This is a genomic window from Natronomonas moolapensis 8.8.11 (genome assembly GCF_000591055.1).
In the GTDB taxonomy this organism is placed as follows: domain Archaea; phylum Halobacteriota; class Halobacteria; order Halobacteriales; family Haloarculaceae; genus Natronomonas; species Natronomonas moolapensis.
The window spans coordinates 723,775-748,748 of the sequence record NC_020388.1 but is presented as its reverse complement, the minus strand read 5'-3'; the positions used below and the strand labels follow the sequence as shown (position 1 = coordinate 748,748).

The following is a 24,974-nucleotide window of genomic DNA, read 5'->3' as shown; positions in this document are numbered from 1 at the left end:
GATTCCGAATACACTCAACGATCGTGTGGTATATCTGCAGAAAGCGAAGATTCGGCCGACGGGGGGCGCTACTGGAACGTCCGGCTCACGTCGGGTTCGTTCGGCTCGTCACTCGGGCCGAGTTCGTCCTCTAGTTCCTCATAGCGCTTCCGGGTGTCGTCGTCGACACTCGGGCCGACCTCCTCGAGCGCCGCCTCGAAGTGCTCGCGGGTGATCCGGACGTTGCCGACGCTCTGGGCGGCCTCCTCGGGGTCCACGCTGTTTATGAACTCCCGAGTCGCGGCCATCGATGCCTCGCGGGCAACGGCTTCGATGTCGGCGCCGACGTAGCCGTCGGTATCGGAAGCGACTTCATCGAGGTCGACGTCGTCGGCCAGCGGCTTGTCGCGGGTGTGAACATCGAGGATCGCCCGCCGGGCGGCCTCGTCGGGGACGGGCACGTGGACGTGACGGTCGAGGCGGCCGGGGCGCAAGAGCGCCGAATCGATGAGGTCCGGCCGGTTCGTGGTCGCGATGACGACGACGTCCTCGAGCTCCTCGAGGCCGTCCAGTTCGGTCAACAGCTGTGAGACGACGCGCTCGCCGACGCCGCTATCGCCCATGCCGCGGCCGCGCTCGCCGGCGATCGAGTCGATCTCGTCGAAGAACACGACCGTCGGGGCGTTCGAGCGGGCCTTCTCGAACACCTCGCGGACCCCCTTCTCGGACTCGCCGACGTACTTGTTCAGCAGTTCGGGACCCTTGATCGAGATGAAATTCGAGTTGGCCTCGTTCGCGACGGCCTTGGCCATCAGGGTCTTGCCGGTTCCGGGCGGGCCGTACAGGAGGACGCCCTTGGCGGCCTCCATATCCATCGTCTCGAACACCTCGGGGTAATCGAGGGGCCACTGGATCGTCTCTCTGAGCCGCTCTTTCGTGTCCTCGAGGCCGCCGACCGAGTTCCAGGTGGTGTCGGGCACCTCGACGAACACCTCCCGCATCGCGCTCGGGGTGATTCCTTTCAAAGCGTCCTTGAAATCCCCCCGGGTGACCGACATCGACTCGAGGATCTCCGCGTCGATCTCGTCCTGTTCGAGGTCGAGTTCCGGGCGGATCCGGCGCAGGGCGTTCATCGCGGCTTCCTTCGCGAGGCTCGCGAGATCAGCACCGACGAAGCCGTGGGTGTTCTCGGCGTACTGATCGAGGTCGATCCCGTCGACGAGCGGCATTCCACGGGTGTGGACCTGCAGTATCTCCTTTCGACCTTCCTTGTCCGGGACGCCGATCTCGATCTCGCGGTCGAAACGACCGCCGCGGCGCAAGGCGGGGTCGAGGGCGTCGACGCGGTTCGTCGCGCCGATGACGATCACGTCGCCGCGGTCGTCGAGGCCGTCCATAAGGCTCAGTAGTTGAGCGACGACGCGGCGTTCGACGTCGCCGCTGGTCTCGCCGCGCTTGGGCGCGATCGAGTCGATCTCGTCGATGAAGACGATCGCGGGGGCGTTCTCCTCGGCCTCCTCGAACACTTCACGCAGCTGTTCTTCGGACTCCCCGTAGTACTTCGACATGATCTCCGGGCCGGAGATGTTCGAGAAGTGAGCGTCGATCTCGCTGGCGACGGCCTTGGCCATCAGGGTCTTGCCGGTGCCTGGTGGGCCGTGCAGGAGGACTCCTTTCGGCGGCTCGATGCCGAGTTGCTGGAACAACTCGGGATGGCGCATCGGTAACTCGATCATCTCGCGGACCTGTTCTAGCTCCTGAACGAGGCCGCCGATGTCCTCGTAGGTAACCGAGGGTGCGCCGTCGCTCACCGCGGCTCCGGCGCCGCTGTTTCCCGTCTGGGCGATCTGCTCGGCTGGCTTTTCGCTCACCGTGATCTCCGTCGAGTCGGTGACGACGACGGTACCGCTCGGGTCGGTGTCGGCGATCCGAAGCGGGATGCGCTGGCCGCTCTGGGTCGAAAGCGGGCCGAGGCCGAGCGAGAAGGGGACGTTCTGCCCCGTCGTGACGGCCTGTCCGCTGAGCTTGTCTCGGATGTGCGGGCCGATGTTGCCCCGAATCCGGAGGTTCTGTGGGAGCGCCACGGTGACTTCCTCTGCGGGGTTGACCTCCGCGGGCTCGACGCTGACCTTGTCGTCGATGCCGACGTCCGCCTCGCCGCGGAGCCGTCCGTCGATGCGGACGACGCCCCGGCCCTGATCCTCCGGATAGCCGGGCCACACGCGGGCGACGGCGCGTGACTCGCCCCCGTCGATGACGATGTAATCGCCGTTTTCGAGGTCGAGTTCGTCCATCGCCGCCCGGTCGATCGCCGCCAGTCCGCGCCCGGCGTCCTTCTGTTTTAACGGCTTGACTGTGAGTCGCATTCGTCTATTGCTCCGTCTCTATGGTAACGACTCCGTTGTTCATAATTGCGTGGTCGACGTCCTCGGCGACCTCGAACTCGTATTGGTCGTCGTCGACGACGACCATCGCGGTCCCGTCGACCACGTCGACGGTCCCGTCCACGGGACCGAAGTCGGCGACGAAAACGGCGCTGTCGTCGTATTCGTAGCGGCGGACGAGACCGTCGACCTCACTGTGGACCGATCGGATGTGTTCGCTCATACTAACCATGAGTTAGTATTGTTAGTATTTAAACCTTTCTACGAAAATCGCGGGACGGGAGCGTACAGAGAGCGTTCGGTAGAATTGCACTTCGGATCGGGGCTCGGTTCGATCGGCCCGCGCGTGCGTCCGGGGCGACTGCCCGGTCGGATCGCTCCCGGGGGTATACACTGCTCGCGGCCGAGAGCGACAGCGCCGAGCGACCGGCTACAGCCGTTCCGCTGCGTCCTTCTCGACGAGGACGTCGGCGTTCGGTTCCGGGAGCGTGACGACGTCCTCGGTACCGAGGTCGTAGTCGCGGTCGTCAGCGCCGACGATCTCGCCGACGTCAGCGGTGATCCGAACCGTCGTGCGGGGCATTCCGGGGACGTCTCCGGCGGTGTCCGACCCCGGCGGGTCGGCCGAGCCACTCGCCACCGACTCGGCGGACGGGGACCCATCAGCCGCCGCGGTCCCGGCCCGTGCGGCGTCGCCCGATTCGGGGCTGCCCTCGGACCCACCGATCGGTTCCGGAACCGCCTCCGACAGTGGCGATCCGGATGGAACCGCCTCGACGGCGGGGGAGTCGCCCCCGGCCTCGGAGGCTGTCGATGGGGACTCTCCCGCAGAGCCCTCGGGCGTGGCGGCCGTCTCCGTGTCGGTCGGCGGGGCGGTTCCCATCAGATCGGCGGCGCTGACGCCCTCCGCGTCGTGGGGGGCAGCCCCCGGATCGCGGGAGGCGGCTCCGGGGCCGGAGCGGCCGGCGATGCTCTCCTCGGACGCGACGCTGTCGGAGTCGTCGGGTGTCGTTTCCTCTACCGAACACGACACCGACGGGGTGTCGCCGTCGAGCACCGACAGCACTCGCTCGCGGTTGTCCTCGATGCGGTCGACGAGCGACTCGAACAGCGCCGACTCCTCGCTGGTCAACCCGTCGTCCTCGACGGGCATCCCCGCGGCGGCGATGGAAGCTTTCTTTACGACCTTCCCGACGCGGCGCTCGTAGATCGCTTCGACGGTCCCCTCGGCGGTCTCGATGTCGTCGGTGAGCCGTCTGACCTCGGGTTCGGAGAACGGGTCGTCAGCGTCCTCGACGGCGCGGGCGCGCTCCTCGTTCCGTTCGCGGATGAACTCGCCGACCTCCTTATAAAACGACGATCGCAGGTGCTGGAGGTCACTCGATTGGCGTTCGCGTGCCTGTACGGACTGTAGTTCGTCGAGGTTCATTCTCCTGCCTTGCTCGCGTGCCCGCGGGCCATCGCGAAGACGCCCACGTGCTCCGGGACGGAACGCACACCCTCCTGGAGCCTAAAGCTTTCGCCCCGAAGCTCTACTGTCGTCGGCTCGCGGACGTACACCGATATCTCGTTGCCGAGGAACGTCTCGGGAACGGCGTCGACGAGTGGGTCGAACCCCTCGAGCTCCGGGCGTTCGACCCGCCGGACTGCGAGGCCGGTCCCGCCATGGAGGCTCCCCGGCAGCCGGATGAGACGGTTGATATCGGTCGTCACTGGCTCGTCGATCGGGGCCGACTGTGCGTCGACGACGTCCTCGAAGAGGCGCCTCGCCAGGCCGTACACCGCCGGGTGGACGTCGACGTTGCCGGCCTCCAGTTCCGCGCGGTTGTCCCGCGCCGCGTTGAGCGCCGCGGTCGCCTTTCCCTCGCCGATCCCGTCGAACGTCCGTAGCCGGGCGATCGCGTCGGCCTCCTCCATCGCGAGCAGGTCCCCGAGGAAGCCGGCGAGTCGATCGCTCGTCCGGCCCGCCCACCCGCCGTCGGGGAGCGTTCGCTTCTGTGCCGGCGACTGTCGCCCCGAACTGCCGGTGACCGCCCGCGTCGCGACGACGTCGTCGAACTCGATCCCCTCGCCGAGTACGTACTCGACGATCTCCCGGCGCGCGCGCCGCCCAAGCGTCAGCACGTCCGACCGTCGGACGTGGACGTGGTACCCCCGACCGCCGGAGAAGACGACCTCGAGGTCCTCGAAGCCGAAGTCCGACTCGAGAAGCTCGAGCAGCCGACGCAGCGCGCCCTTGCATTCTCCGAGCATTTCGGCGTAACTCGTCGTCTCCGGGTCGACGCCGGGGAGGTGATCGGCGTCGAGGTCGAAGACGAGATCCGAGCCCCGCCACCCCTTTGCCCCCATCGTTCCCGCGCCGGGATCGTCGTATTGCCCCGCCGAAAAATAGACGTGTCGGGGGCGCTCGCTGGCCAAGAACCCGCCAAGGTCGCCGCCGCCGGCGATGTCGAGCAACGAGCGATGCCGGACCATCGTCGTCCCGCCCGAACTCCAGGTGATATACCCCCACTCGCGCTCGTTCCCCGCCGGCGGTGCCGAGACGTCGCTTCGGCGGTAGTGATCGCCGAACCGCCCCTTGAGGTACTCGCGCGTGCGGCCGTCCATACTCCCGGTTCGGAAGCCAGGGTGGAAAGCGTTGTCGGCTCCGGGGCGACGGCCCGTTAGGCCCCCGGGACGAACCGCGAGAGCTTCGAGGCGAGGCCGCCGTCGCCCAAGCGGAGGTAGTACGCGTCGCCCGAGTCCTCGTAGTAGCTCCCGACGCGGCGTTCGATCTCGAACCCGAGATGCTTATAAAACGAGAGCGCGTCGTCGTTCGTGGCTCGTGCGTGACAGGTGACGGAGTCGTGCTCGTCGGCGACGGCGGCGACGAGCTGGCGGCCGAACCCCTCGCCGCGGTACTCGGGGGCGACGGCCAAAAAGAGGATATACCCGTCCCGGCGCGTCGACGCGAACCCCACGAGCGACTCGTCGTCGTATCCCGGTTCGACGAGGGCGAACACCTTCGAGCGCCGGTAGGCGTCGGTGAAGAACCCGCGGCGCTGTTTGAGTACCCCGTCGCGGCGCCGGATCCGCTCTTTTAGCGCCCACGCGTCCTCGACGAACCCCTCGTCACCGGCGTCGAACGCACGGAGTTCGATAGTGACACTCACTGCCACGAGGTACGGTTCGATCGAATATAATTCCACCGCCCGAGGCCGGGGACCCGTCGCCGGGGGTCGACCGGCGTCAGGGTGTGGACGCGCCCAGGCCGAACCGCGGCCGGCGGCCGGCGGCCGCGGTCGATCGATAGCGATTTCCCGTTCTCGCCGAAGGGCGTGGTATGTCGTTCTCCGAGCGGTTCCATCCGGACCTCATAGCGGGCGTGCGCGCGGCCGGACCCATCCTCGTCGGCATTCTGCCGTTCGCACTCGTCACCGGGATCACCGCGATCGGCGCCGGGTTGACGATCGGGGAGGCGGTCGGGATGTCGCTCGTCGTCTTCGCGGGCGCCTCGCAGTTGGCGGCGATCGACCTCATCGGGTCGAACGCCCCGTTTCTCGTCGTCGTCGGGACGGCGGTCGTCATCAACGTCCGCATGGTGATGTACTCCGCCTCGCTCGCGCCGTATCTCCAGGCGTGTTCGCTCCGGATGCGCGGGGTGGCCGCCTACGTGTTGACGGATCAGGCGTACGCCGCCTCCGTGGCGGAGTACGAGACGAACGACGGGCGCGCTCGACTCCCGTATTATCTCGGCATCGCGTTTTCGCTGTGGGTCGTCTGGCAGGCCGGGACGGTCGTCGGCGCGGTCCTCGGTGCCGGCGTCCCGGACGCGCTCGGACTGGAGTTCGCCCTACCGCTCGTGTTCTTGGCGCTGTTGTTGCCGGCGATGAAAGACACCGGGACGACGACGGCCGGCCTCGTCGGCGGCGCTGTCGCGCTCGCCGTCGCGACTGCCGGCGTCCCGCTCAACCTCGATCTGCCCATCGCGGCCGCAAGCGGCGTCGCCGCGGGTGTCGTTGTCGACGCGTGGGGTGAGCGATGACCGCGTGGTCTCACGCCGGCGTCTGGGCCGCGATCGCGGTCATCGGGATCTGCACGTACGCGATCCGGCTCTCGTTCATTTACCTTTTCGGACGAATAGACGCCGTTCCACCGCGGCTTCGGCGCGTGCTCCGATACGTCCCCGCAGCCGTTCTCGCCGCGTTGGTCGTCCCTTCCATCGTCACGATCGAACCGACGGCGGCCGGGACGCTCCTCGACGATCGGGTTCTCGCGGGCGCGGTCGCCGCGGCGGTCGCCTGGCGAACCGAGAACGTCCTCGCCACTATCGTCGTCGGGATGGGGACGCTGTGGGCGATCAGGTTCGGTCCCGCGCTACTCGGGTGATCCCGGTCAGATCCCCCGAACGGTCTCGATGACCCCGGCCGATTCGAGCGTCATCCAGACGAGGAAGACGGCGTACAGCCCGAGAAAGCCGTACGCCTCGCGATCGGTCAACTCGAGGTCGGTCCGGGCGAACACGACGAACACCAGCGTGGCGAACGCGAGAAACCCCATCGTCGGGATCGCCGTCAGGAAGTTGATCGTCGCCGATCCCGACAGGAGCACGCCGACGGGGATGGCAACGAGCAGGTTGAACGTGTTGCTTCCGAGGACGTTCGTGAGGCTGGTCGTGCTGTCGTCGTTTCGAGCGGCGCGGACGCTGACGACCGCGTCCGGGAGGCTCGTCCCGGCCGCGATGACTGTCAGCCCCCAGAGAAGACTCGGCGTCCCGAAGGTCTCGCCGAGCGAGAGGGCGGCGCGGACGAGCCCCTCGACGCCGACGGCGATCACGACCAGCGCGGCCGCGAGCGTGAGCAGTTCGCGGTTTCGATCGACGCCGGGGGTGTCGGCGCCCACGTACTCGCTGGCGTCTTGCTGGTGGAGGAAGAGATACACCCCGTAGGTGGCGAGCGGAAGCACCGCCAACGGCGGCGTCACGATTGCCTCGGTGTTCGTCCCGCCCGGAACGTACGTCGCCCCGAGAGCGAACACGATGAACAGGACGAGCACGCTGATGATGTAGAACTGCGCGTCCTTGTGGACGAGGCTGCGGGTCGCCGACAGCTCGTCGCTGAAGAGCGCCGAGAGCGCGGGAATGACGAGCAAATTGAAGATGGCGCTGCCGACGATCGCGCCGACACCGAGGGAGAACTCGTCGTGGACGACCGTGCTGATGACGACGGAGCTGAGTTCGGGAACACTGGAGCCGACGGCGACGACGATCGCGCCGTGGAAGGCCAGCGGGAGCCCGTAATACCGGCTGAGCCGCCCCGCCGATCGCTCGAAGTACTCGCTGCCCTTCCAGATGACTGGCGTCGTGACGGCGACGAGCGCCAACGCGCCGAACAATCCGACCATTGGCGAGGCTTCATGCGGACATATCAAAGATGTACGTATGATCGACCCGTGACTCGCCGGGTGGCTCTCTCATCTGACGATCGGCCCCATCGCCGCCGCGTGTCTCGAGGCGTACCGAACCGCCCTCTCGGATGCCTCCGATCCGTCCACCGCGACGAGATATCGCATACGTCGAGACGTACGGAACCCTGAAACAAAACGGCACGCCTCGACGCCCCCGAGCCGGGGCGCCACCGGTGTCAAAAACGTTTTCGACCGGGCGGCGCGTCGGAACACCCAATGGACGCTATAGCCAACCGGAGAGCGCTCCCGGCGGGCCGATGAGCTTCACACTCGTCGCCCACACCGCTGATATCGCCGTCGACGCGACGGGTGAGACGCTGGATCGAACCTTCGAGGCCACTGCGGCCGGGCTGTCGGCTGCCCACTGCGAGTCGATTCCCGGGACGGGCGATCGGTTCGGGATGTCTGTGGCCGCCGAATCGCCCGAGGCGCTCCTGTTCGATTACCTCGACGAACTCATCTATCAGCGCGACGTCCGGGGCGTCCTCCCGACGGATCACCGGGTGACGGTATCCGAGGGCGCCCAGCCGAGCCTCGAGGCGTCGGCGCGCGGCGTCGCGCTCTCGGACGTCGACGCGAGGGAGATCAAAGCCGTGACGTACTCCGAGATGGCCCTCGAACGGACGGACTCGGGATGGAGAGCGTACGTCGTCTTCGACGTGTGAGGCCCCTGTGGACACCGCAGTCTCCGGAGCGACCCGCGGCGTGGCTGTCGTCGCCGAAATCCGCCGCAAGCACCCGCGTGATCCGATCGATACAGACAGTTTTATACACCGCCGAACCCGACGTTGTGACGTCGCTCGCTTGGTGTAGCCCGGCCAATCATATCGGCCTTTCGAGCCGATGACAGGGGTTCAAATCCCCTAGCGAGCATTTTCCGGCGCTCCCGTCGACCAATACTCACTTGTCGGTTGAGTCCCCCGAGACCCGTATGTCCGATCCCCAGCGGTCGCCGCCGAACGGCCTCGAAGCACACCACACCGGCCTCACCGTCGCCGACCTCGACCGATCGGTCGAGTTCTACGCCGGCGTGCTCGGGTGCACCGTCGAATCGCGGTTTTCGGTCTCCGGGGATGCCTTCGAGACGGTCGTCGGACGTGACGGCGTGTCCGGGCGGTTCGTCCACCTCAACTCGGGGGACAGCCGGATCGAACTCGTCGAGTACGAACCCGCGGGGCCGCCCCGGGAGCCGACAACGCTGCCCCAACCCGGCGGGTCCCATCTCGCCTTTTCGGTCGACGACGTCGACGCGCTTTTCGAGGGCCTCCCCGATCGGATCGATCCGCTGAGCGAGCCACAGACCACCGACAGCGGGACCCGACTCGTGTTCGTTCGGGACCCGGACGGGAACCTGATCGAACTCCTCGAAGCGTGACCGGCCCGCGGCCCGGCGCGTGTCTGATGAGACACGCCCGATCGAACGGCCCAGTCCCGCATCGACCGTCATCGCTTTGTATCCCCCACGGGGAAGGGGAGACGATGGTAGGCCGTGCAGCCGCCCCGGCAGCCGGAACAGTGTTGAACGCGCTCGCAAACGGCTATGGGTCGGCGTTCGCGATCGACGCCCACACCGAGGCGACCGTCGAACTCGACGGCTCCGGAACGGTACGCGGCGACGTCGACGGCGAACCGGACGCCGACACCCGACTCATCGAGCGCTGTGTCGAGTGCTGCGTCGAGCGGTTCGGCGACGGCGAGGGCGGCCACGTCCAGACCGAGAGCGAGATCCCGATGGCGTCGGGGCTGAAGAGTTCGAGCGCCGCGGCGAACGCGGCGGTGCTTGCAACCCTGGACGCGCTGGGGGCCGACATCGACCGCGAGGCGGCCTGTCGGATCGGCGTCGAGGCGGCCCGGGACGCCGGCGTGACCGTCACCGGCGCGTTCGACGACGCCTCGGCCTCGATGCTCGGCGGGGTCACGGTGACGGACAACACCGAGGACGAACTGCTCGCACGCGAGGAGCCCGGGTGGGACGTCCTCGTGTACACCCCGGACGAACGGGGGTTTTCGGCTGACGCCGACGTCTCGAGGTGTCGACGCATCGCGCCGATGGCCGACATCGTCCACGAGCTGGCCCTCGAAGGCGAGTTCCGTCGAGCCATGTGCGTCAACGGCTTTGCCTTCTGTGCGGCACTGGATCGGTCGGCCGACCCGATCGTCGAGGCGTTGCCCGAGGCTGCCGCCTCGCTGTCGGGGACGGGACCGAGCTACACCGCCGTCGGCGACCGCGACGTGCTCGAAGCGCTTTCGGAGACCTGGAGTCAACGCAAGGGAGAGACATGGCTAACAACGACACAACGGACGGGAGCAACGATACGATGAGCGGCGATCCGAGCGAGGCGAACCTCGACGAACTCCGCGCGGAGATCAGAAACATCGACCGCGAGATCGTCGAACAGATCGCCCAGCGAACGTACGTCGCAGAGAGCATCGCGGCAGTCAAACGCGAGCGGGGACTGCCGACGACAGACGAGTCCCAAGAGGAGGCCGTCATGGAGCGTGCCGGGGACAACGCCGAGCAGTTCGACGTCGACGCGAACCTGGTAAAGGCCATCTTTCGTCTGCTGATCGAACTGAACAAGGTCGAACAGCGGGAGAGTCGATAGGGGAAAGGACGGCTGGCACAGAGCTTCTAACCACGTATTAGTCGGTCAGAAGGTCGATTTTAGATGCCATCATCTGAATTTTGGGATTGATGAGCAGCCGGAAGATTCGACCAAATCTGTCGCACGCGCGGTCACGATGCTGCGAGTATCACGCTCTTTTCAGCCGCGCTGTCCTTAGTCCAGAGTTATTCCTCGTCGGTCGGTTCCAGTGGGACTCGTTCGACCTCGATTTCTTCGTAGTCTTTCTCCGAAGAAAGTACTTTCATTCCCCTCGTCTCAGCAGTAGCTGCGTGGAAGGCGTCAAACGGCGTCATTCCCTCGTCGTAGTAGTTGACTGCTTTCAGCACTACCTGTTTCTCTTCTTCGTCCCGCACGGGAACGAGTTCAAGTAGGTTCGCCACCAGCGGAACGTAGTCGAACTCGTACCGTTCCCGGGCGAGGAGGAGTTCGAGGTACGAGAACGGTGACGTTTCGACATCGTACTCGACGAGGGCGTCCTCTGCGGAACTCTGTAACCAATCGGTATCTTTGGCCAGTGCGAGCAAGAAATCCGTCTCGACGTACACCGTCATCTCTGGCCGCCGGCTTCCTCAGCCTCGTCTTTCGCCTCCGCCTCAATGTCCTCTCGGATTTTCTCGACGGATGCATCGTGAAGCTCGCCTGCCGCTTCGCGGACTGCGGTGAGTGGGTCGTCTGCGACCGGAATCAGCTCGATTCTGTCCTCGTACATAACGATGTGGTACTTCTGGCCGTACTTCTCGCGCACCTCCTTTGGGATGTACAGCCGTCCCTGTGCATCAGTCTCTGCTGACATGGAGAGAGATACGTTACCACAGACAAAGAATCTTACCATCAAAGTGTTGATGATGTTTCCAGAGACCTTTTCATCAGTGTGTATGGTGGATTTTAGCAATCTGAACAAAGTGGAGCAGCGGGAGAGCAGGTAGACGAATTCAGGCGTTTCAGAGCCGCCAGTATCGTCCGGTGAGCTCATGATTTATATAAACATACGGACGGCCAGTACAGAATTCTCTGAGGAGTTCCGTTCTCTCGACCCGCCGCCGGCCATAGACGACAACGAAGTCTAAACCGGAGGGACTCCACCGCATCGGTGAGTGCATCGAGTTCTTCCCCGTTTATAAGACATTATATATCATACTAATTAATATAGTACTGAGTCAAGAAGTCGGGTGGTATCATCGGAGTGTTCTCACACCCCAATCAAGACACCGAACCTGCCGAGGGATGCAGGCGAGGCGCATACAGCCCGTGGGAACCGGCAGAAAAAGCGGTTCAACGCTCCCTGTGCGTGGCATCCCACTCATTAAACAGGCCATACTCTGTCATCGTAGTCATACCAGCGATAGCCGCCCGGAGGCTGATTCCGATAAGGGGTATATCAGCCACAGTTACAACCACATCCGCTTGAATTACAGCCCCCTCACGAAGCAGTACGTCGAGCAGCTCCACGATGGCGTGCGTATCGTCCTTTGTTGGCTTCATAAGCAACGTCACCCGAAGTCAGGTACGAACGTGTATGGCGGCCATGGCCCGGTGAATCTAACACTTGCTCCGTCACGTTCTACGAACTTGTCTAACCGGTCACCGAGTTCCGCCTCATCTGTCTTATTTGCGAGGATCGCTACGCGCGCCACCACACCTCCGTCCGCTGAGTCGGGGGGCTCCGATAGTGGGGTGGTTGGCTCCTGCTCTTGTAGTTCGCGTGCAGTCGGTTTAACGGCCTGTTTCAGCGCTGCCGTAAGCTCCTCACGGCGCTCATTCTTCAGCTCGCGGAGCCGCTTGTCGTATTGTTTCTCGATGAGAAACGCTTTGCCGGATCCCGCCTGCTGTTGACGCTGTAGGGTGCCCCGCAGTGTCTCGTCCTGTAATTTAATCCTTTCCTCGAACGATTCGGACTCCCAGAACAAGCTAACGCGATACTCCCGCATACCCGCGAATGAGCGCAGGCCGCCACGTATCCGATCGTATTGGTCCTGTATCCATCCTGCAACGCCCGTGTTTCCTTCATCGAAAACCGTGTTGAACCGCATTGGCAGTGGTGTCCCGAAGGCCTCACTTGCCGCGTCAACAACGCGCTGGTGCCTAAGCACCCGCTGTTTTACCAAGCCCAGATCTGGGGTTTCGGCCTCGTACGTCCGTTCGCAGTCGTGAACAACGGCGCTAACGTCACGCTCTCGGATGAGGTACACAGGGGCGTCTCCAACGCCGCACACCGTGATTTCTGCCCCTCCGGAAGCTGTTGGATCAACCAGACAGTACATATAGCGGCCATCGATAGTGTTTTTTTCTCCGGTGGGACTCACAGGCTGGCCAGTGGAAGAATCTGTCGAGTGCTCAGTCATTGAGAATATCACCAATATTAACTGACCGATCGGCTGGGCCCGAGGACTGGTGCTCGGAGAGCTGTTCGACAGCGTCACGCACGAGGTGGTCAAGGTTCTGTTTGAATTCAGTAACGTCCTCGCCAATCTCCTCTCTGCGTTTCATCTGCTCAAGCTCTTCTTCTAGGGCCTGTAGCTGCTGTCCAAGACGCTCTATTTCATCCTCAGTAAGCGACCCAGACTCCATTCGCCGGACAGCCTCCTGCTCAAGCGCTTCGACCAGTAACTCAACCACGGTCACGACGAGCGCGGTGAGTCCACCTCGTACGTCCTCACTCTCCTCGTCAAGTGTGAGTTCCACGACTATTCACTCTCGTCAGGGGATGTTTCGGCTGTAGAATCGGTGACTGTCTCCGACGCTCGTTCTGGCTGTTTCGAGGTATCTCCAACAGCGGACTCGGTGTCAAACTTTGTGCTTAGGTCTCCGGAACCCTCCGAGGAAACCCCGGCTGCTGTCTCAACGCGCTCCATATCTGTTCCAGCCGGGAATTCAAGTCCATACTTCGCGGCGGTTTCGAACGAAGCGATGGCGGCCCGTAGTTCGATCCCAAGTAGTTCAGTGTCACCGACGCTGACTGCGACATCGGCGTTAACGACCACCCCCTTGTCCAGCAACATCTCCAACATTTCCGCGAGATCACCCTGTGACCGCGTTGGTTTGGGGTCACTCATCGCTTGCCACTCCCCCGTCTACCGGATCGTGTCCTGAGACTTGGTCGCCGTCGTGCTTGCTCGTCTTACGATGGAGCCGAAGGCCGTACAGTCGTTCGCGGGCCGGGACTGTCGAGTGTTTTGGCGTCGCCGGAACGGTCGAATGCGAGTTTCGGGCTGCGTTTTGAGCGTTCGTCGTCTGGGCCGGCAAGGTCGAGTGCGTCGTCTGGTTCTCTATTCTATTCTCGGATTCTTTCCGCCGCTGTTCGCACTGTTTTCGGTTTTTCCTTCGACGTTTTGCAAGTGCCTTTCGCTGTTCAAGGAGTTTCTCTCGAGCTGTGTCCCGATTGATCTGTGCTTTTATCTGTGCCTGACGCGCCTTCTTTTTTTGTCGCTGTTGTCTATTATTCATTGGAATCATTATCGCTGGTGTCGCCCGTCCGCTCTATTTGCACCGCAAGGATCTGGTTATTGAACGTTATATCAGTGACTGTTACGTCTTGAATCCCGAGTGGAACGCCCTTGACGCGTCTTCCTCCGGCCCACAGCTCTAAAACATCTTTTTCGCCATCGAATCTGATATCAAGCTCATCCTCACTCGTCTCCGGCAGGTCCGCGATTATTACACGCTTGGCCTCGCCGATATCCCGCGTCTCGACGTGGAACGGTTGGCTATCATCTTCGGGACCAGGAACTGACTCGACTGAACGCTGGGGATTCGGTGGGTCTGATCGAGCGGCAGGATCAAGCCCAATCGAGACCTCGTAGTCGTACTCGATGCTGGTATTTTCCCCCTCAAGATGGCCCGATCCGCGTCTATGGCCTCCCTCGTTCGTTTCGATTTCGGAGAATGCATCGATGGCAGCTAACAATATGCCGAGCAGGCCAGTCGGACGCTCAGTTCGACCTGCAGACGCATCATCGCGATCGCTTTGATCGGAGGTCATCAGTGTTTAATCTCCACCCGGTCCTGCATCTGTGATTGGATCAACTTAGCCATCTCCAGCTCCACCTCAAGCTCGCGTTTGCGCTCTTCGTACTCGGCTTTCGATCGTTCACCGACCTCATATAGCAGCTGGTTCTCTTTGATATTGTCCTGAATCGACTCCATATCGTACATTTCGCCGAGCGCCAACGTATGGAGGATATCCAATACTGAAAAAAAGGGCTTCACCAGCACGTCGTCAAGGATCAACATATCTTATCGACCTCCTTGTTGCTGGTCAGCTCCAATATGGATATCAACGAAGTTGTACGCCGGCCAGGGTCCGGTGTATTGGATCACGACGTTATCGTGGGCCGACTGTATCTCATCGATCGCAGCGTCGAAGTCGTCTCTGCGTTCGCGGTCAACAAGATACGACTTGTTCACGATCAATCGGTCGCTAAAGAGGTCGTTCTCTGTTTCGTTGATACTCACTTCCGAGAGCCGATCCGTTATGCTGGCGCGGGCTGTCTCGTTCGACGCTTCGTGGTCGTCCGAGCTAATTACCTTCACGCCCAATTCGACTGTCCCATCGATGTCGTTAAGAGCGCTTCGCAGGGCTCGCTGGGCCCCTCTAAGGACGCCTTTCAGTGTGCGGCCGTTTTTGAATCCCATTCCAAAGCTCATTGGTACGACTGCCCGGCCACCATCGTACTGAAGTACTCGCTGGAGGACATCGTTATGTGCCTCCACGGCATCGTCAGTGCGCTCAGGCTCGGTCGTATCGATGCCTGAAACGACTGCTGAGAGCGAATTGTAATCGACTGTGTAGACGCGCTCAGAACCCCTGACTCCGTCGACATCTATCTCCAAATCTTCTTGTTCGATTATACCGTATGTGTACAGGTTATCGCTCATTTGTTCCCCGCGTCTGACCGCGTTTGATCTGACTTACACTCGCTCATAAGCAAATTCAGCACCGCCGAATACGTTAGCAGTTTATGTATACGAGGTTCCACGAGATGTATTACTGTTTCCGCATCCGAAATGGAATATATTTTCCGCTTCGCAAGCTCGGTACTGTTGAGTACACCGTCGCTAGCAAGCTCGCTGAGGCGAGGATACACTGTTCCGGGGCTCAGATCCGCACCGAACAACCGATTGAGGTCTTCGCGGAGTTCCTTTCCGGAGGACCTGCCTCGGATGGCGATCAACAAGAGAAGTATCTCATCCAGTTGTTGAATGATCTGCTTGTTCTCAATGTTTTGCAGCGTCTCGTTGTCGAGCCACCCACTCATGCATCCCACTGCATCTTCGGAGAGTCGAGTTTCAGTGTACGTGGGTGAGGCGACAGTCTCGCTCACTCTGGCTGGAGCAGCGTTACGGACATCAAAAGCCTCATCGCCTCGTGAGTTGGCGGACAGGTCGTTCTCAGTATTCAGACTGTTGAGCAATGCTTTCAGAAGCTCGTGTGTGTGAGTGTTTGTATTCTGGGTCATATACTGACGGCTAAACTTATTTGTGTATAGAGCTTGTTTTTACGGTATGGACTACTTGGAGAAGATCACTGTTGACGAACTCCAAGAGATTTTAGCCGAAGTTGATGAAAAGAAACCAGTTCAGAGAATTCTTGCCGGTATCGCCTACAAGGACGGTGTCGAGCAGCAGACAATTGCGGAGCGGCATGATGTCCATCCAAACACGGTTCGTAACTGGCTGATCCGACTCGAACGGCTCGACTCAGAGCCGTTCGAGTCGGTCGTCTACGATGATCCTCGCCCCGGCCAATCACGCGAACTTGACGAAGCTGACCACGACCAATTCATCGAAGCTCTCCACGATTCTCCCAAAGAAGTTGGACTTGATGCGCGTGCGTGGACGGTTCCGCTAGCCCAGCAGTATCTTGAAGATGAGTTCGATATTGAGTACTGCCGCCGTCATATCCGGCGATTGATGTCCGAGGCCGGGCTGTCCTGGAAGACAGCCCGGCCAGAGTACGTCAAAGCTGATGAACGAGCTCAGGATGCGTTCCGCAAAGGCTTCAAAAAAAGACGGACGATCTGGACGACGACTACACAATCATAGCAATCGACCAGACACGCCAAGAGATCACGACGGATCTTGTCCACGCGTGGTTTCCAGAAAAAACGCGCCCGACACTCCCGGTGTCGGGCGCGTGGGAGAGTCTCAAACTGCTGGGCGGTGTCACCGCCAGCGGTGACACCTTCTTTCTGAAGTGTGAAGACAACTTTACCGCTGACATCACGACGCGGTTACTGGACGCACTCCAGACCGAGTTCGGCGAGAAAATCTGTGTTGTCCTGGACAATGCCCCGTATTTCGCGGCGAACGATGTCCACGACTACGTTGAAGACACACCGATCGAACTGTGCCACCTTCCGCGGGGTTCACCGGAGCTGAACCCCGCGGAAGGGTGCTGGCAGAAACTCAATCAGCGGCTTGGTAACCAACTTTTCGAAGAACTTGATGAACTGAGAGAAGCCGTCTTCGATGCGCTTGCGTCTATAGACCCACCAAACATCTATAATTATCTCTGTCCGTGAGTATATGTTATACCATCTCCGTCAGTGTGATCCTGTAGACCGAGTTTGATCGGTCGACCCCGACTCCAAGAAGAGGAGTCAGTGGACTCTTTCCATACAGTACGATTGCACTTCCGGATCGCTCCAGCCGGAAATGCATATCTGCGACTCTGTCAGCTCGCTTTTCGAACTTTGTTACTGATTTAGTAACGATGATCGCCAGATCATTGTGGAGAGAAACATAATTTGCAAACTTGCCCAGCTGGCCGTCGAATGTTTGCCGTGCGGTGTCGATGCTGATGATGTGTAGTATCGGCCCGTCGCTCTGTTCACGCAGTTGTTCAATATAGCTGATATACGACGTATAATCGAGTCCGTCAGTCTCAACCTGTTGCCCCCGGTTGCTATCGTTCGATTCCGAGGTTCTGTTTTCGATGTCGGAACTATCGCACTCAGCTGTCGTCGATTCGGCCACGCTCTTCGCCGCCGCATATGTTTGTTCCGCTGTATCGAGTTGACTCGGCTTGCCGGCAGGCGTTCCAAAAATACAACAGTAGGTGTTGAACAGATACGGGTCCAACACCGCGTTCAGGTCGTTCTTGAGTAGCCCCGGGCTCCCCTCCCGCGGGGGGGTGACAGCGGCTCCCATCTCATTCGCTAGAAAATTCCGGATCGTCGGCAGCGTCAATACGCTCCACGCATCGCGAGAGAGGTCGGCCCCCAAATCGAGATGAACGACGCTTCCGCGGTTGTACCCATTCGAGAGGATAGGATCAAAATCGACGATTCCAGTCGAAAACTTCCGTTTCGTATTGGGCCGGGACTCCCAGGCCGCGTCGCTGCCTCCCGGATGGACGTCCGGTAGCTTGATTGACGGAATCGCTTGGAACTGCCCGTCAGCGAGCGTAATCGGCTTCAACCGGTTCCCTATGCGCACGCCGCGCAGCTTTTCCAATTTGAGCTGGCGTCGTGTCCGTCCACGTTCGTCCTCCGAGACCTCCAGTTTGACCACGCCGTCGACTACATATTCGAGTGACAGCAACTCGGAACCTTCGGAAACGAGCAGCGTCCGGATGCCCTCTTCTCTCGCGAGTGTGACCAGCCGTGTGGTAACGGCCGTTATATCTGGCGGGTCGTCGTGACGAGCTGCGAGGTATTCGTAGATGAGGTCCCAGCTATCGAATGCGACTGTGAGTTGGGCGCTTGCCTCGCTGACACGGGTAAGCCACTCCAGCAGCGAGTCGAGGTCCATTCGCTCGAACGGCACGTCAACATCCAGTGGCCCCTCAAACGCGCCCTGCGAGATATCTAGGATGTGTGTTTTGTCGATCGACGAGTGCTGCTCAAAATACATATCGTGTACCGTGTTTTTGTCAACACGTGTCGACACGTAGAGTACGTTTGTTTGACGCTCCAATAAATCAAGGCTGCTAATCGTGAATAGCGTCTTCCCAGTTCCCGGCGCCCCCTTGATCAAGAGCGTGTGTGCTTTATCAAGGCCGAAGAAACGACTGATCTCACGCGGAAAGGACCTGCCAGTTCTTGTCGTAGCGACCGTACGCGATGAATCAAATGGAGGCATATTTGACAGTTATGTCGACACCCGAACGGTACATACTCCAGTACAGGAGCACCGTTATCCTACACAGAGAATGAGCGAAATTAGTCCTGGCGGTCAGTACAGTTGAAAAACTGAGCCCAAAATACTTCAAAACATTCTCTGTATTATTAGATGCACTATGGCACAACCCGATTCGTCAAGCTTGGCAGAAGTCCTGGACCGTGTCCTCGACAAAGGTGTCGTTGTCGACGCGTTTGCTCGTATCTCGCTCGTCGGGATCGAGATCCTGACCGTTGAGGCGCGAGTCGTTGTCGCCTCGGTCGATACGTTCCTCCACTACGCTGAGGAAATAGCGAAGATCGAACAGGCCGAACTTACCGCCGGTGCAGAAGCCGCACCGGAAGCCTGATCGGTAGTTTCGCCCCGGTATGGCGTAACGGAGGCGCACAGCGGTGAAGCACCACACTATCAATTTTTCACCCCGGCCGGACCCAATACCCATCCATGAGCGTTAGAGACAAAATAGACGAAATGACCGAAAAGAAAAGAACGTTTTCAGAGACGACGCGGGAGTTCGAAGCCTATGCCGTGGCGTTCAGCGATGACGTTGAAACCAAACAGGATATCTCTCACCTTGTTGAGGGGATTGAGGCTCTCCAAGAAGAGATGAGGGGAACAAACGAATCGTTCAACGGTTATAACGAGACGTTCCTCACTGATATCGCTCGTTTCAATGCTGATGTCGACGAGCAGCGTGAAGCGATGTACGAGGTGGTCACGTTGTTCAACGAGTATACGGACGTGTTCGCTGCGGACGTTGTAAAAAAGCAGGACGTAAGCGATCTGCTCGATGCGGTCGAAGCGTTTCGAAACGAGATAGCAGCGACGGAGAGCGCGTTCGACGACTACGAAAGCGAGTTTGCGAGTGATGTGGCCGCCATACAGGACGTGTCAGGCCTGCTGGCAGCGATTAATATGCTCCAATCGGAGTTTGCGGCTGCTGAAGACGAATTTATCAAATACGCTGCCACGTTCGAGAGAAACGTCGACAGTTTCCACGAGTCAGTCGCAGAGCAGCGCGAGGCTTTCGCGGCAGCCAGCGACGCTTTTTCGGAGTACCGCGAGGAGTTCAACGAGGTGGAGGTGCAAGCCCTGCTGGACGCTGTCGTGGCGTTCCGCGCTGAAATAGACAACGTTAGCGAGGAGTTCAAAACAACAGAGGACACGTTCGCCACATTTGTTCGTGAGTTCTACGGGCAAACCGACACCGGCGATCAGCTGTCTCACAAGGAAGACGACCTCGAGTCAAAACGTGAGGACGGAAGTGAAGCCGCTCCTGAAGAGCCCGATGCTGAGCCAGAAGAAAGTGGTCCCCCAGCCGAATCGCCTGCAATCGAGCCGTCCCCCGAGGCGGAGGACGTAGACGACGAACCACTCAAAACAGCTGACGATGAACCTGAAGACGCCGAAACATCGGCGAACGACGATACGACCATCGACGTTGAGACGCCGGGCGATATGGTGGAGTGTTTAGTCTGCGGGGAGTACTACCAGGCGATCACCGAGCCACACCTCCAGACGCACGATATGACCATCCAGGAATATCGCGACGAATACGGTGACGATGTTCAGCTCCGACCGGATAATACATGACTAATAGCTCACGTGAGCGTAAGGTGCGAGGGTCGCAGATCCGCTCGTCCCGGAAGAATAAACGCCAACAGCAAAGCCAACGTCGCGAGGACAAGAGTCTCGACCGACTGGAAAAACAGCGGGAGCAAAGCGAGCAGCGAACGACCACAGAGTTGGACGATCAGTTCATCCCGGAGGAACAGCCCTTCGTTGAAACGGAGGTTGTAAAACAAACTAAAGACCGCATGGCCCGCTGGCTCGACGTCGAACGTCCCGTTCACCTAGTCGGGCCCACCGGGTGCGGGAAGACGGCACTGGCGATGCATGTTGCCCACGAGCGAGACCGACCAGTCGTCTGGATCAACGGAGACGCTGAACTAACGACGAGCGATCTCGTTGGCGAGTACGCTGAAAAAGAGCGAATCTCCGAGCGCGACAAATACATCCATAACGTCGTCAAAAGCAAGGATATCATCCGGGACCGCTGGGTCGATAACCCACTCACGCTGGCTGTCAGGGAAGGCGCAATACTCGTCTACAACGAGTTCTCTCGAACCAAGCCCGTCGCGAACAACGTTTTATTATCGGTGTTTGAGGAAGGTGTTCTGGAACTGCCTGGACAGCACGGCAAGTCACGATACGTGGATGTCCATCCCGATTTCCGTGCGATCTTGACCTCGAACTCCGTGGAGTATGCGGGCGTCCACGAACCACAAGATGCGTTGTTAGACCGTCTCATTGGCATCTATATGGACTTCTATGATCACGACACAGAAGTCGAAATCGTTTGCTCGCACGTTGACAATATCAGTACGGAACGGGCCGAGTCGGTCGTCAAATTAATGAGCGAGTTGCGTGAGCGCCTTGATATCGACGTTGGAACGCGGGCCGCAATCATGGCCGCAGAGGGAATTGAACCTATCGACAACCCCGACCGGTCAACGATCGCGGCTATCTGCGTTGACGTGCTGGCCTCGAAAGTTGCCCAGCATAGCGAGGTCCAGACGCTACGTGACGAGGTCGAAGCCGTCATCGAAAATATATAAACACACATACTTCACGCAATTATACATATAACCAACCAATAATATGCCAGACCACGCAAATGAGCACGATGGCGACACCGACCCGGCGGAGACAAATATAACAGCGTCCGACGGACCGACGGACCAACCCGACCCCTCAAAAGGCGAATCAAGCGGTTCCACGATCGGGCTGGGAGATGCACAGAAGCACGCACGAGAGGCAGCAACCAATCTAATTGAACACGAGTTTGAGGGCGTTATCAAGATCGAATCAACGGATAGCGGGTGGCGAACCGTCGTCGAAGTCATCGAACGTGGCGCTGTCCCCGATACTCAAGACATTATTGGTCGGTACGAAATAAAGCTTGATACGACCGGCAGTGCCACCAGCTACGAACTGCTGGAACGCTATCGGCGCGGCGAAATGAAAGAGGAATTATAAACAGTGACATCCTTGCGCACAAGCACGTTCACGCGACGCAGCCAGCGCGAAATCGGCGCTCGGCGTGAGTGAAAGGGGAGTACCTCACAGAGACACTCTCTGAGTAGCAACACTGTCTCGAAGTGACTCACCAGTGGTCTCCTGTCCCCGGCGACAGGTAGCAGTTTGATCGGTTGGACCTCACGTGATGAGTTATACCACTAGTGTTTATTCTGGGGTATCAGCACTGCCCATTATATACATACATACCATTAAATATGTTTTGCTACAGCACGTGACGAGGTATTGGAGGTCTCTCGTGTTATTTTTTAAGATTCACCCCACACATCTAATAGAATCCACACATAGCATCAGATGGAACAGTCGGTGTCGGTATGCCCTGGGGTGGATGACATCCACCGATACGAGCACGCCTCCGTGTCTCCGCCATTCCACCATACCCACGAAAGATGAGATCACTGTTCCGTGCTCCGTTTGCTTCGCCTTCCAACAGGGTATCTGCTGATTCAGCGCGGGCTAAATGTCCTCTAACTGTGGAGTTCGAGAAAGCAACGAAGAGTAGCGTCTCAGTAGTCGAGTTCGAACTGCTCACTTTCGGCGACGGTGTCAAGGACGACGCTGGTGTTGGACTCGTTGATATCGGGATCGACGAGGAGCTCCTTGATCTGGTCGTTCATATGGTCGGTGTCGGTGAATTTCCCGATCGCGATGATGTCGTGGTCACCGGTCGTCTCGTACACAGTAACCATGTGCTTGTGCTCCTGGAGGCGGTCAGTGATATCGGGCAGTGCACTCCCCTCGACTTTGAGTTGCAGGATGGCTGTCACGTCGTAGCCCAACTCGCCGTAGTCGACGATCGGAGCGTAGCCCTCGATGACGCCGTCTTCCTCGAGCTTCGAGATGTGGTTCGACACTGTCGTCACCGAGACGTCTAGGTCTCCCCCGAGCGACCGCAGTGACGCGCGGCCATCTTCTAACAGTGCATTCACCAATTTCCGGTCGAGATTCTCGTATGCCATTACCGATCGATATGCAACCTAGGGTTATAATTGCACGGATATACATTTTATTGAACCACGTGCAGCCATTAGGCAGACATACGGTTGAAACCCCGAGCAGGTAGCCAGAGCGTCCACATTAGCTTCCGGAGACACCGTGTTGGTTGTCGCCGATACGGATGAGAACGCGTCGCCAAGGAGCCCAAGACTGACGTAGGAGCGACCTCCGGTACCGGGTCCATCGGGCACGGTAGAGAAGCTACCGGGTTCGCAGTCGTCGTGAGTGGGGTCTTTCTCCTCGATGGGGCACTCACCGCCTTGTCGAGCGCCGAGTCACGTTTTGTGACATCCTCCCCGCCGTGAACGGCGGGGCTTCCCACACGGTGAGAATCCGGTAGGCAGGTTTCAGTCCGAAAACGCCGAGAGCGTCATCTGTCCGGTTCTCGGACTCGTCTCTCGGTGAACTGTGGCGCTGTCACAGGCGCTCCTATCCCGAGGCGAGTCATCGCGTCCGGGTTCCCAACGGACGCTTTCTCCCCACGGGTTAGCGCGACCGGCGATGTTCGCCGCCGCGTTGATGTCTGCTTGGAACTCCGATACGTGGCAGTCCTCGTGCGGACACACAAACTCCGCTTGCTGACTCCGCCGGCCGAGACGACCGCAGGCGTGGCACGTCTGCGAGGTGTACGCCGCGTTGACGTACTCGACGCGAATCCCTGCCTCGGCCGCTTTGTCTTCGATTCGGCCCTGTAGCCGGGCAAACGCCCATGAGTGCAAACGCCGATTCATGAATTTGCCGTAATCCAGCGATTCGCGGATGTACGACAGGTCTTCGAGAACGATAACGGGATTCTCGAAGGACTCGGCGTACTCGACGGCCTGCCGAGACGCTTTCTCGACGATATCTGTGAGCGCGTTCTGGTAGTGGTCGAATCGCTCGTCGATCCGCCACTCCGAAGCATCGCGCTCTTGAAGCCGTTGCAGTGTGGTGTGCATTTCTTTGCGGAGGTGTCGCGCTCGACTGCCGCTGACGAGCATCGGCTTCCGTGGTGCGTCGCGTTTGAGGGCACAGCCCGTGATCAACGCGCTCTCACCGACGTCGAAACCGATGTATGTCTCGTCGTCCGAGTCGGTCGGTTCTTCGACCGGGTATTCGACGGTGACGTGCAACTCCCACGACGTGCGGTGTCGCTGTAGCCGTAGTTCGCCCGCCTTCGCGTCCTCGGAGAGCAGGTCGAACCACAGAGATTCCTGCTCGGGGTTGATCCGAAGCGGAATCCAGAAGTTCGTCCCGCGTCCGGGTTGCGGGGCCTGCCACACGAAACCGTGTTCGCGCTCGTCGGAGTAGTCGAACGTCGCGGCCCGGTTGACGAGTCGAAGCGGATGCTCGTCGTCCAACTCTTCGGCGTTGTACGTCGAGCGGAGTTTCGGGACGTAGGATTTGAGCGCGTCTTTGGCTTGGTACGGCAGGTCGTAGGGCGTCACAACGTCGTTGACGGCAGACATTGTGTCGGCCCTGTTGTCGAAGGCGTCGTGGAGTGCTTCGCGGTAGGTGTCCAAGAGTCGTTGTAAGCGTTGCTCTTTGCCCGTGGTGGGCGTTGCGAGCGTGGCCTGTAGCGTCTTCGTCACCGTCTCGGACACAGTGCTACAATAGTGTTAGTCACAATTAACACCGTCGGTCACAAACCATGAGACGTGAAGAACATCAACATCGAGGTAGGCGAAGAACAGTACGAGAGCCTGAAAGAAACGAAGAAGCACCACGGGCTGACGTGGCGAGGGATGCTACTCCACGCGCAACGGGAGTTGGATTCCGACCGAGCCACCGAGTAGCGGTCAGTCAGCACCGTGTCGCATTCCCTCCCGGCTTAAAGGCCGGGATTCCCTGCTTGAATTAAGATGGGTCGGATTAAAACCGGTGGCTTCCGTATAAGACGTCGTGCAAGAAGTAGCGGCGGCATACGGTGCGGCGGCGATTGGCGGAGCTTTGTCCGGCCTCATCGGTGCCGTATGGATCGTCAATCGTCGCCTGGAGGACGCCTTCGATTTCAGACACCGCGAAGCGGCCGCCGTCGCGGCGACGACACTCCTCACTGGGAGTCTCTTCGCCGTCCTCGGTGCCGAAACACTCGCGGCGACGACGTCGGGGGATCCGATCCGTCTGATCGGTCTCTCGCTTCTTGCGGTGTTGCTCTGGACGCTCGGTTCATCAGTAGCACTTTTGAAACCCGTCCGGTGGTACATCGGCTGGGCGCGGTCGCCGCCCGTGTTGCGGCAGTATGAGAACGGCCCGGACCACTGAACGCACAGAACAGTTGCTGGGTACCAACGGTGATCTCCCACGACGATGCCTTCTTGTGGCTCAATGACGTAGTAAAGTT

34 protein-coding genes and 1 tRNA gene are annotated in these 24,974 nt (G+C 60.1%); 14 read left to right on the top strand and 21 right to left on the bottom strand.

Going from position 1 to position 24,974, the window contains the following annotated elements; translation table 11 throughout:
• Positions 1–68: 68 nt before the first annotated feature.
• From NMLP_RS03760 to NMLP_RS03740, 5 genes are all read right to left on the bottom strand, one after another.
• Complete coding sequence (locus NMLP_RS03760) at positions 69–2,345, bottom strand: CDC48 family AAA ATPase (protein WP_015408801.1); 2,277 nt, start codon at positions 2,343–2,345, stop codon at positions 69–71.
• A 4-nt stretch (positions 2,346–2,349) separates the two neighbouring features.
• Positions 2,350–2,586 carry a DUF7127 family protein gene (locus NMLP_RS03755; RefSeq protein WP_015408800.1) on the bottom strand — a complete coding sequence of 79 codons (237 nt, stop codon included), beginning with the start codon at positions 2,584–2,586 and terminating at the stop codon, positions 2,350–2,352.
• A 207-nt stretch (positions 2,587–2,793) separates the two neighbouring features.
• Positions 2,794–3,792, bottom strand: coding sequence for a DNA replication complex subunit Gins51 (locus tag NMLP_RS03750; protein ID WP_015408799.1), 999 nt, complete (start codon positions 3,790–3,792; stop codon positions 2,794–2,796).
• Positions 3,789–4,970 (bottom strand): DNA primase small subunit PriS, encoded by a 1,182-nt coding sequence (gene priS / locus NMLP_RS03745; protein WP_015408798.1) that lies wholly within the window; start codon positions 4,968–4,970, stop codon positions 3,789–3,791. Before priS ends, NMLP_RS03750 begins: the two co-directional genes overlap by 4 nt.
• 56 nt (positions 4,971–5,026) lie before the next feature.
• Positions 5,027–5,515, bottom strand: coding sequence for a GNAT family N-acetyltransferase (locus tag NMLP_RS03740; RefSeq protein WP_049926103.1), 489 nt, complete (start codon positions 5,513–5,515; stop codon positions 5,027–5,029).
• A 170-nt stretch (positions 5,516–5,685) separates the two neighbouring features.
• Between NMLP_RS03740 and NMLP_RS03735 the strand changes: the two genes are divergently transcribed.
• Together NMLP_RS03735 and NMLP_RS03730 are read left to right on the top strand one after the other, a co-directional pair.
• Positions 5,686–6,387 carry an AzlC family ABC transporter permease gene (locus tag NMLP_RS03735; RefSeq protein WP_015408796.1) on the top strand — a complete coding sequence of 234 codons (702 nt, stop codon included), beginning with the start codon at positions 5,686–5,688 and terminating at the stop codon, positions 6,385–6,387.
• Positions 6,384–6,731 (top strand): AzlD domain-containing protein, encoded by a 348-nt coding sequence (locus NMLP_RS03730; RefSeq protein WP_015408795.1) that lies wholly within the window; start codon positions 6,384–6,386, stop codon positions 6,729–6,731. Before NMLP_RS03735 ends, NMLP_RS03730 begins: the two co-directional genes overlap by 4 nt.
• A 6-nt stretch (positions 6,732–6,737) precedes the next feature.
• Here the strand turns inward: NMLP_RS03730 and NMLP_RS03725 are convergent, their stop codons facing one another.
• Both NMLP_RS03725 and NMLP_RS15015 read right to left on the bottom strand, forming a co-directional pair.
• Positions 6,738–7,745 (bottom strand): sodium:calcium antiporter, encoded by a 1,008-nt coding sequence (locus NMLP_RS03725; protein ID WP_015408794.1) that lies wholly within the window; start codon positions 7,743–7,745, stop codon positions 6,738–6,740.
• Between the two features lie 69 nt (positions 7,746–7,814).
• Complete coding sequence (locus NMLP_RS15015) at positions 7,815–7,913, bottom strand: universal stress protein (protein WP_152024099.1); 99 nt, start codon at positions 7,911–7,913, stop codon at positions 7,815–7,817.
• Positions 7,914–8,065: 152 nt separating this feature from the next.
• On the opposite strand from NMLP_RS15015, the gene NMLP_RS03720 reads away from it, so the two are divergent.
• The 5 genes from NMLP_RS03720 (at position 8,066) to NMLP_RS03700 (ending at position 10,414) form a co-directional block, all read left to right on the top strand.
• Positions 8,066–8,473: an archease gene (locus tag NMLP_RS03720; RefSeq protein WP_015408793.1), complete on the top strand. Its 408-nt coding sequence runs from the start codon at positions 8,066–8,068 to the stop codon at positions 8,471–8,473.
• Between the two features lie 133 nt (positions 8,474–8,606).
• A tRNA-Glu gene (locus NMLP_RS03715) sits at positions 8,607–8,681 on the top strand.
• 58 nt (positions 8,682–8,739) lie between these two features.
• Positions 8,740–9,183 carry a VOC family protein gene (locus NMLP_RS03710; protein WP_015408792.1) on the top strand — a complete coding sequence of 148 codons (444 nt, stop codon included), beginning with the start codon at positions 8,740–8,742 and terminating at the stop codon, positions 9,181–9,183.
• A gap of 104 nt (positions 9,184–9,287) precedes the next feature.
• Entirely contained in the window at positions 9,288–10,130 is an 843-nt protein-coding gene (locus NMLP_RS03705; RefSeq protein WP_015408791.1) for a shikimate kinase, read from the top strand.
• The gene (locus NMLP_RS03700) at positions 10,088–10,414 is read left to right on the top strand and encodes a chorismate mutase (RefSeq protein ID WP_015408790.1); all 327 of its coding nucleotides are present in this window, start codon (positions 10,088–10,090) and stop codon (positions 10,412–10,414) included. The genes NMLP_RS03705 and NMLP_RS03700 overlap by 43 nt, the downstream gene beginning before the upstream one ends.
• 185 nt (positions 10,415–10,599) lie before the next feature.
• On the opposite strand, the gene NMLP_RS03695 is transcribed toward NMLP_RS03700, so the two are convergent.
• From NMLP_RS03695 to NMLP_RS03650, 11 genes are all read right to left on the bottom strand, one after another.
• Complete coding sequence (locus NMLP_RS03695; protein ID WP_015408789.1) at positions 10,600–10,986, bottom strand: PIN domain-containing protein; 387 nt, start codon at positions 10,984–10,986, stop codon at positions 10,600–10,602.
• Complete coding sequence (locus NMLP_RS16125; RefSeq protein ID WP_015408788.1) at positions 10,983–11,228, bottom strand: AbrB/MazE/SpoVT family DNA-binding domain-containing protein; 246 nt, start codon at positions 11,226–11,228, stop codon at positions 10,983–10,985. The genes NMLP_RS03695 and NMLP_RS16125 overlap by 4 nt, the downstream gene beginning before the upstream one ends.
• A 479-nt stretch (positions 11,229–11,707) precedes the next feature.
• The gene (gene gvpM / locus NMLP_RS03685) at positions 11,708–11,917 is read right to left on the bottom strand and encodes a gas vesicle protein GvpM (RefSeq protein ID WP_015408787.1); all 210 of its coding nucleotides are present in this window, start codon (positions 11,915–11,917) and stop codon (positions 11,708–11,710) included.
• 8 nt (positions 11,918–11,925) lie between these two features.
• On the bottom strand, positions 11,926–12,777 hold the full coding sequence (gene gvpL / locus NMLP_RS03680) for a gas vesicle protein GvpL (RefSeq protein ID WP_015408786.1): 852 nt from the start codon (positions 12,775–12,777) through the stop codon (positions 11,926–11,928).
• Positions 12,770–13,123, bottom strand: coding sequence for a gas vesicle protein K (locus NMLP_RS03675; RefSeq protein ID WP_049926100.1), 354 nt, complete (start codon positions 13,121–13,123; stop codon positions 12,770–12,772). The genes gvpL and NMLP_RS03675 overlap by 8 nt, the downstream gene beginning before the upstream one ends.
• Positions 13,120–13,488 (bottom strand): gas vesicle protein GvpJ, encoded by a 369-nt coding sequence (gene gvpJ, locus NMLP_RS15780; protein ID WP_015408784.1) that lies wholly within the window; start codon positions 13,486–13,488, stop codon positions 13,120–13,122. Before gvpJ ends, NMLP_RS03675 begins: the two co-directional genes overlap by 4 nt.
• On the bottom strand, positions 13,481–13,879 hold the full coding sequence (locus tag NMLP_RS16120) for a protein gvpI (protein WP_076982688.1): 399 nt from the start codon (positions 13,877–13,879) through the stop codon (positions 13,481–13,483). The genes gvpJ and NMLP_RS16120 overlap by 8 nt, the downstream gene beginning before the upstream one ends.
• Positions 13,872–14,414 (bottom strand): gas vesicle protein GvpH, encoded by a 543-nt coding sequence (gene gvpH, locus NMLP_RS03665; protein ID WP_015408782.1) that lies wholly within the window; start codon positions 14,412–14,414, stop codon positions 13,872–13,874. Before gvpH ends, NMLP_RS16120 begins: the two co-directional genes overlap by 8 nt.
• A complete protein-coding gene (gene gvpG / locus NMLP_RS03660; protein WP_015408781.1) occupies positions 14,414–14,665 on the bottom strand; it encodes a gas vesicle protein GvpG in 252 nt (83 codons plus the stop codon). The genes gvpH and gvpG overlap by 1 nt, the downstream gene beginning before the upstream one ends.
• Before the next feature lie 3 nt (positions 14,666–14,668).
• A complete protein-coding gene (gvpF, locus tag NMLP_RS03655; RefSeq protein ID WP_015408780.1) occupies positions 14,669–15,310 on the bottom strand; it encodes a gas vesicle protein GvpF in 642 nt (213 codons plus the stop codon).
• Entirely contained in the window at positions 15,307–15,891 is a 585-nt protein-coding gene (locus NMLP_RS03650) for a PadR family transcriptional regulator (RefSeq protein WP_015408779.1), read from the bottom strand. Before NMLP_RS03650 ends, gvpF begins: the two co-directional genes overlap by 4 nt.
• Before the next feature lie 46 nt (positions 15,892–15,937).
• Between NMLP_RS03650 and NMLP_RS14715 the strand changes: the two genes are divergently transcribed.
• A protein-coding gene (locus NMLP_RS14715) for an IS630-like element ISNamo14 family transposase (protein WP_015408582.1) occupies positions 15,938–16,956 on the top strand; the annotation gives its coding sequence in 2 pieces (ribosomal slippage) (positions 15,938–16,436 and positions 16,436–16,956; 1,020 coding nt in all).
• A gap of 7 nt (positions 16,957–16,963) precedes the next feature.
• On the opposite strand, the gene NMLP_RS03635 is transcribed toward NMLP_RS14715, so the two are convergent.
• Complete coding sequence (locus NMLP_RS03635; protein WP_015408778.1) at positions 16,964–18,517, bottom strand: gas vesicle protein GvpD basic region 2 domain-containing protein; 1,554 nt, start codon at positions 18,515–18,517, stop codon at positions 16,964–16,966.
• A 157-nt stretch (positions 18,518–18,674) separates the two neighbouring features.
• Here NMLP_RS03635 and gvpA point away from each other — a divergent pair, with 157 nt between their 5' ends.
• The 4 genes from gvpA (at position 18,675) to NMLP_RS03615 (ending at position 21,595) form a co-directional block, all read left to right on the top strand.
• Positions 18,675–18,905, top strand: a complete 231-nt coding sequence (gvpA, locus tag NMLP_RS03630; protein WP_015408777.1) for a gas vesicle protein GvpA — start codon at positions 18,675–18,677, stop codon at positions 18,903–18,905.
• A gap of 95 nt (positions 18,906–19,000) precedes the next feature.
• A complete protein-coding gene (locus NMLP_RS03625; protein ID WP_015408776.1) occupies positions 19,001–20,149 on the top strand; it encodes a MucR family transcriptional regulator in 1,149 nt (382 codons plus the stop codon).
• Positions 20,146–21,174, top strand: coding sequence for a gas vesicle protein GvpN (gene gvpN, locus NMLP_RS03620; protein ID WP_015408775.1), 1,029 nt, complete (start codon positions 20,146–20,148; stop codon positions 21,172–21,174). Before NMLP_RS03625 ends, gvpN begins: the two co-directional genes overlap by 4 nt.
• A 43-nt stretch (positions 21,175–21,217) precedes the next feature.
• Positions 21,218–21,595, top strand: a complete 378-nt coding sequence (locus NMLP_RS03615; RefSeq protein ID WP_015408774.1) for a gas vesicle protein GvpO — start codon at positions 21,218–21,220, stop codon at positions 21,593–21,595.
• Positions 21,596–22,161: 566 nt separating this feature from the next.
• Here NMLP_RS03615 and lrp read toward each other — a convergent pair.
• Positions 22,162–22,614, bottom strand: a complete 453-nt coding sequence (lrp, locus tag NMLP_RS03610; RefSeq protein WP_015408773.1) for an HTH-type transcriptional regulator Lrp — start codon at positions 22,612–22,614, stop codon at positions 22,162–22,164.
• Positions 22,615–22,998: 384 nt separating this feature from the next.
• Positions 22,999–24,234, bottom strand: coding sequence for an RNA-guided endonuclease TnpB family protein (locus NMLP_RS03605; protein WP_015408772.1), 1,236 nt, complete (start codon positions 24,232–24,234; stop codon positions 22,999–23,001).
• A gap of 54 nt (positions 24,235–24,288) precedes the next feature.
• On the opposite strand from NMLP_RS03605, the gene NMLP_RS15570 reads away from it, so the two are divergent.
• Entirely contained in the window at positions 24,289–24,426 is a 138-nt protein-coding gene (locus NMLP_RS15570; RefSeq protein WP_015408771.1) for a hypothetical protein, read from the top strand.
• 154 nt (positions 24,427–24,580) lie between these two features.
• A complete protein-coding gene (locus NMLP_RS03600; RefSeq protein ID WP_152024098.1) occupies positions 24,581–24,895 on the top strand; it encodes a hypothetical protein in 315 nt (104 codons plus the stop codon).
• The last annotated feature ends 79 nt before the right edge of the window (positions 24,896–24,974 follow it).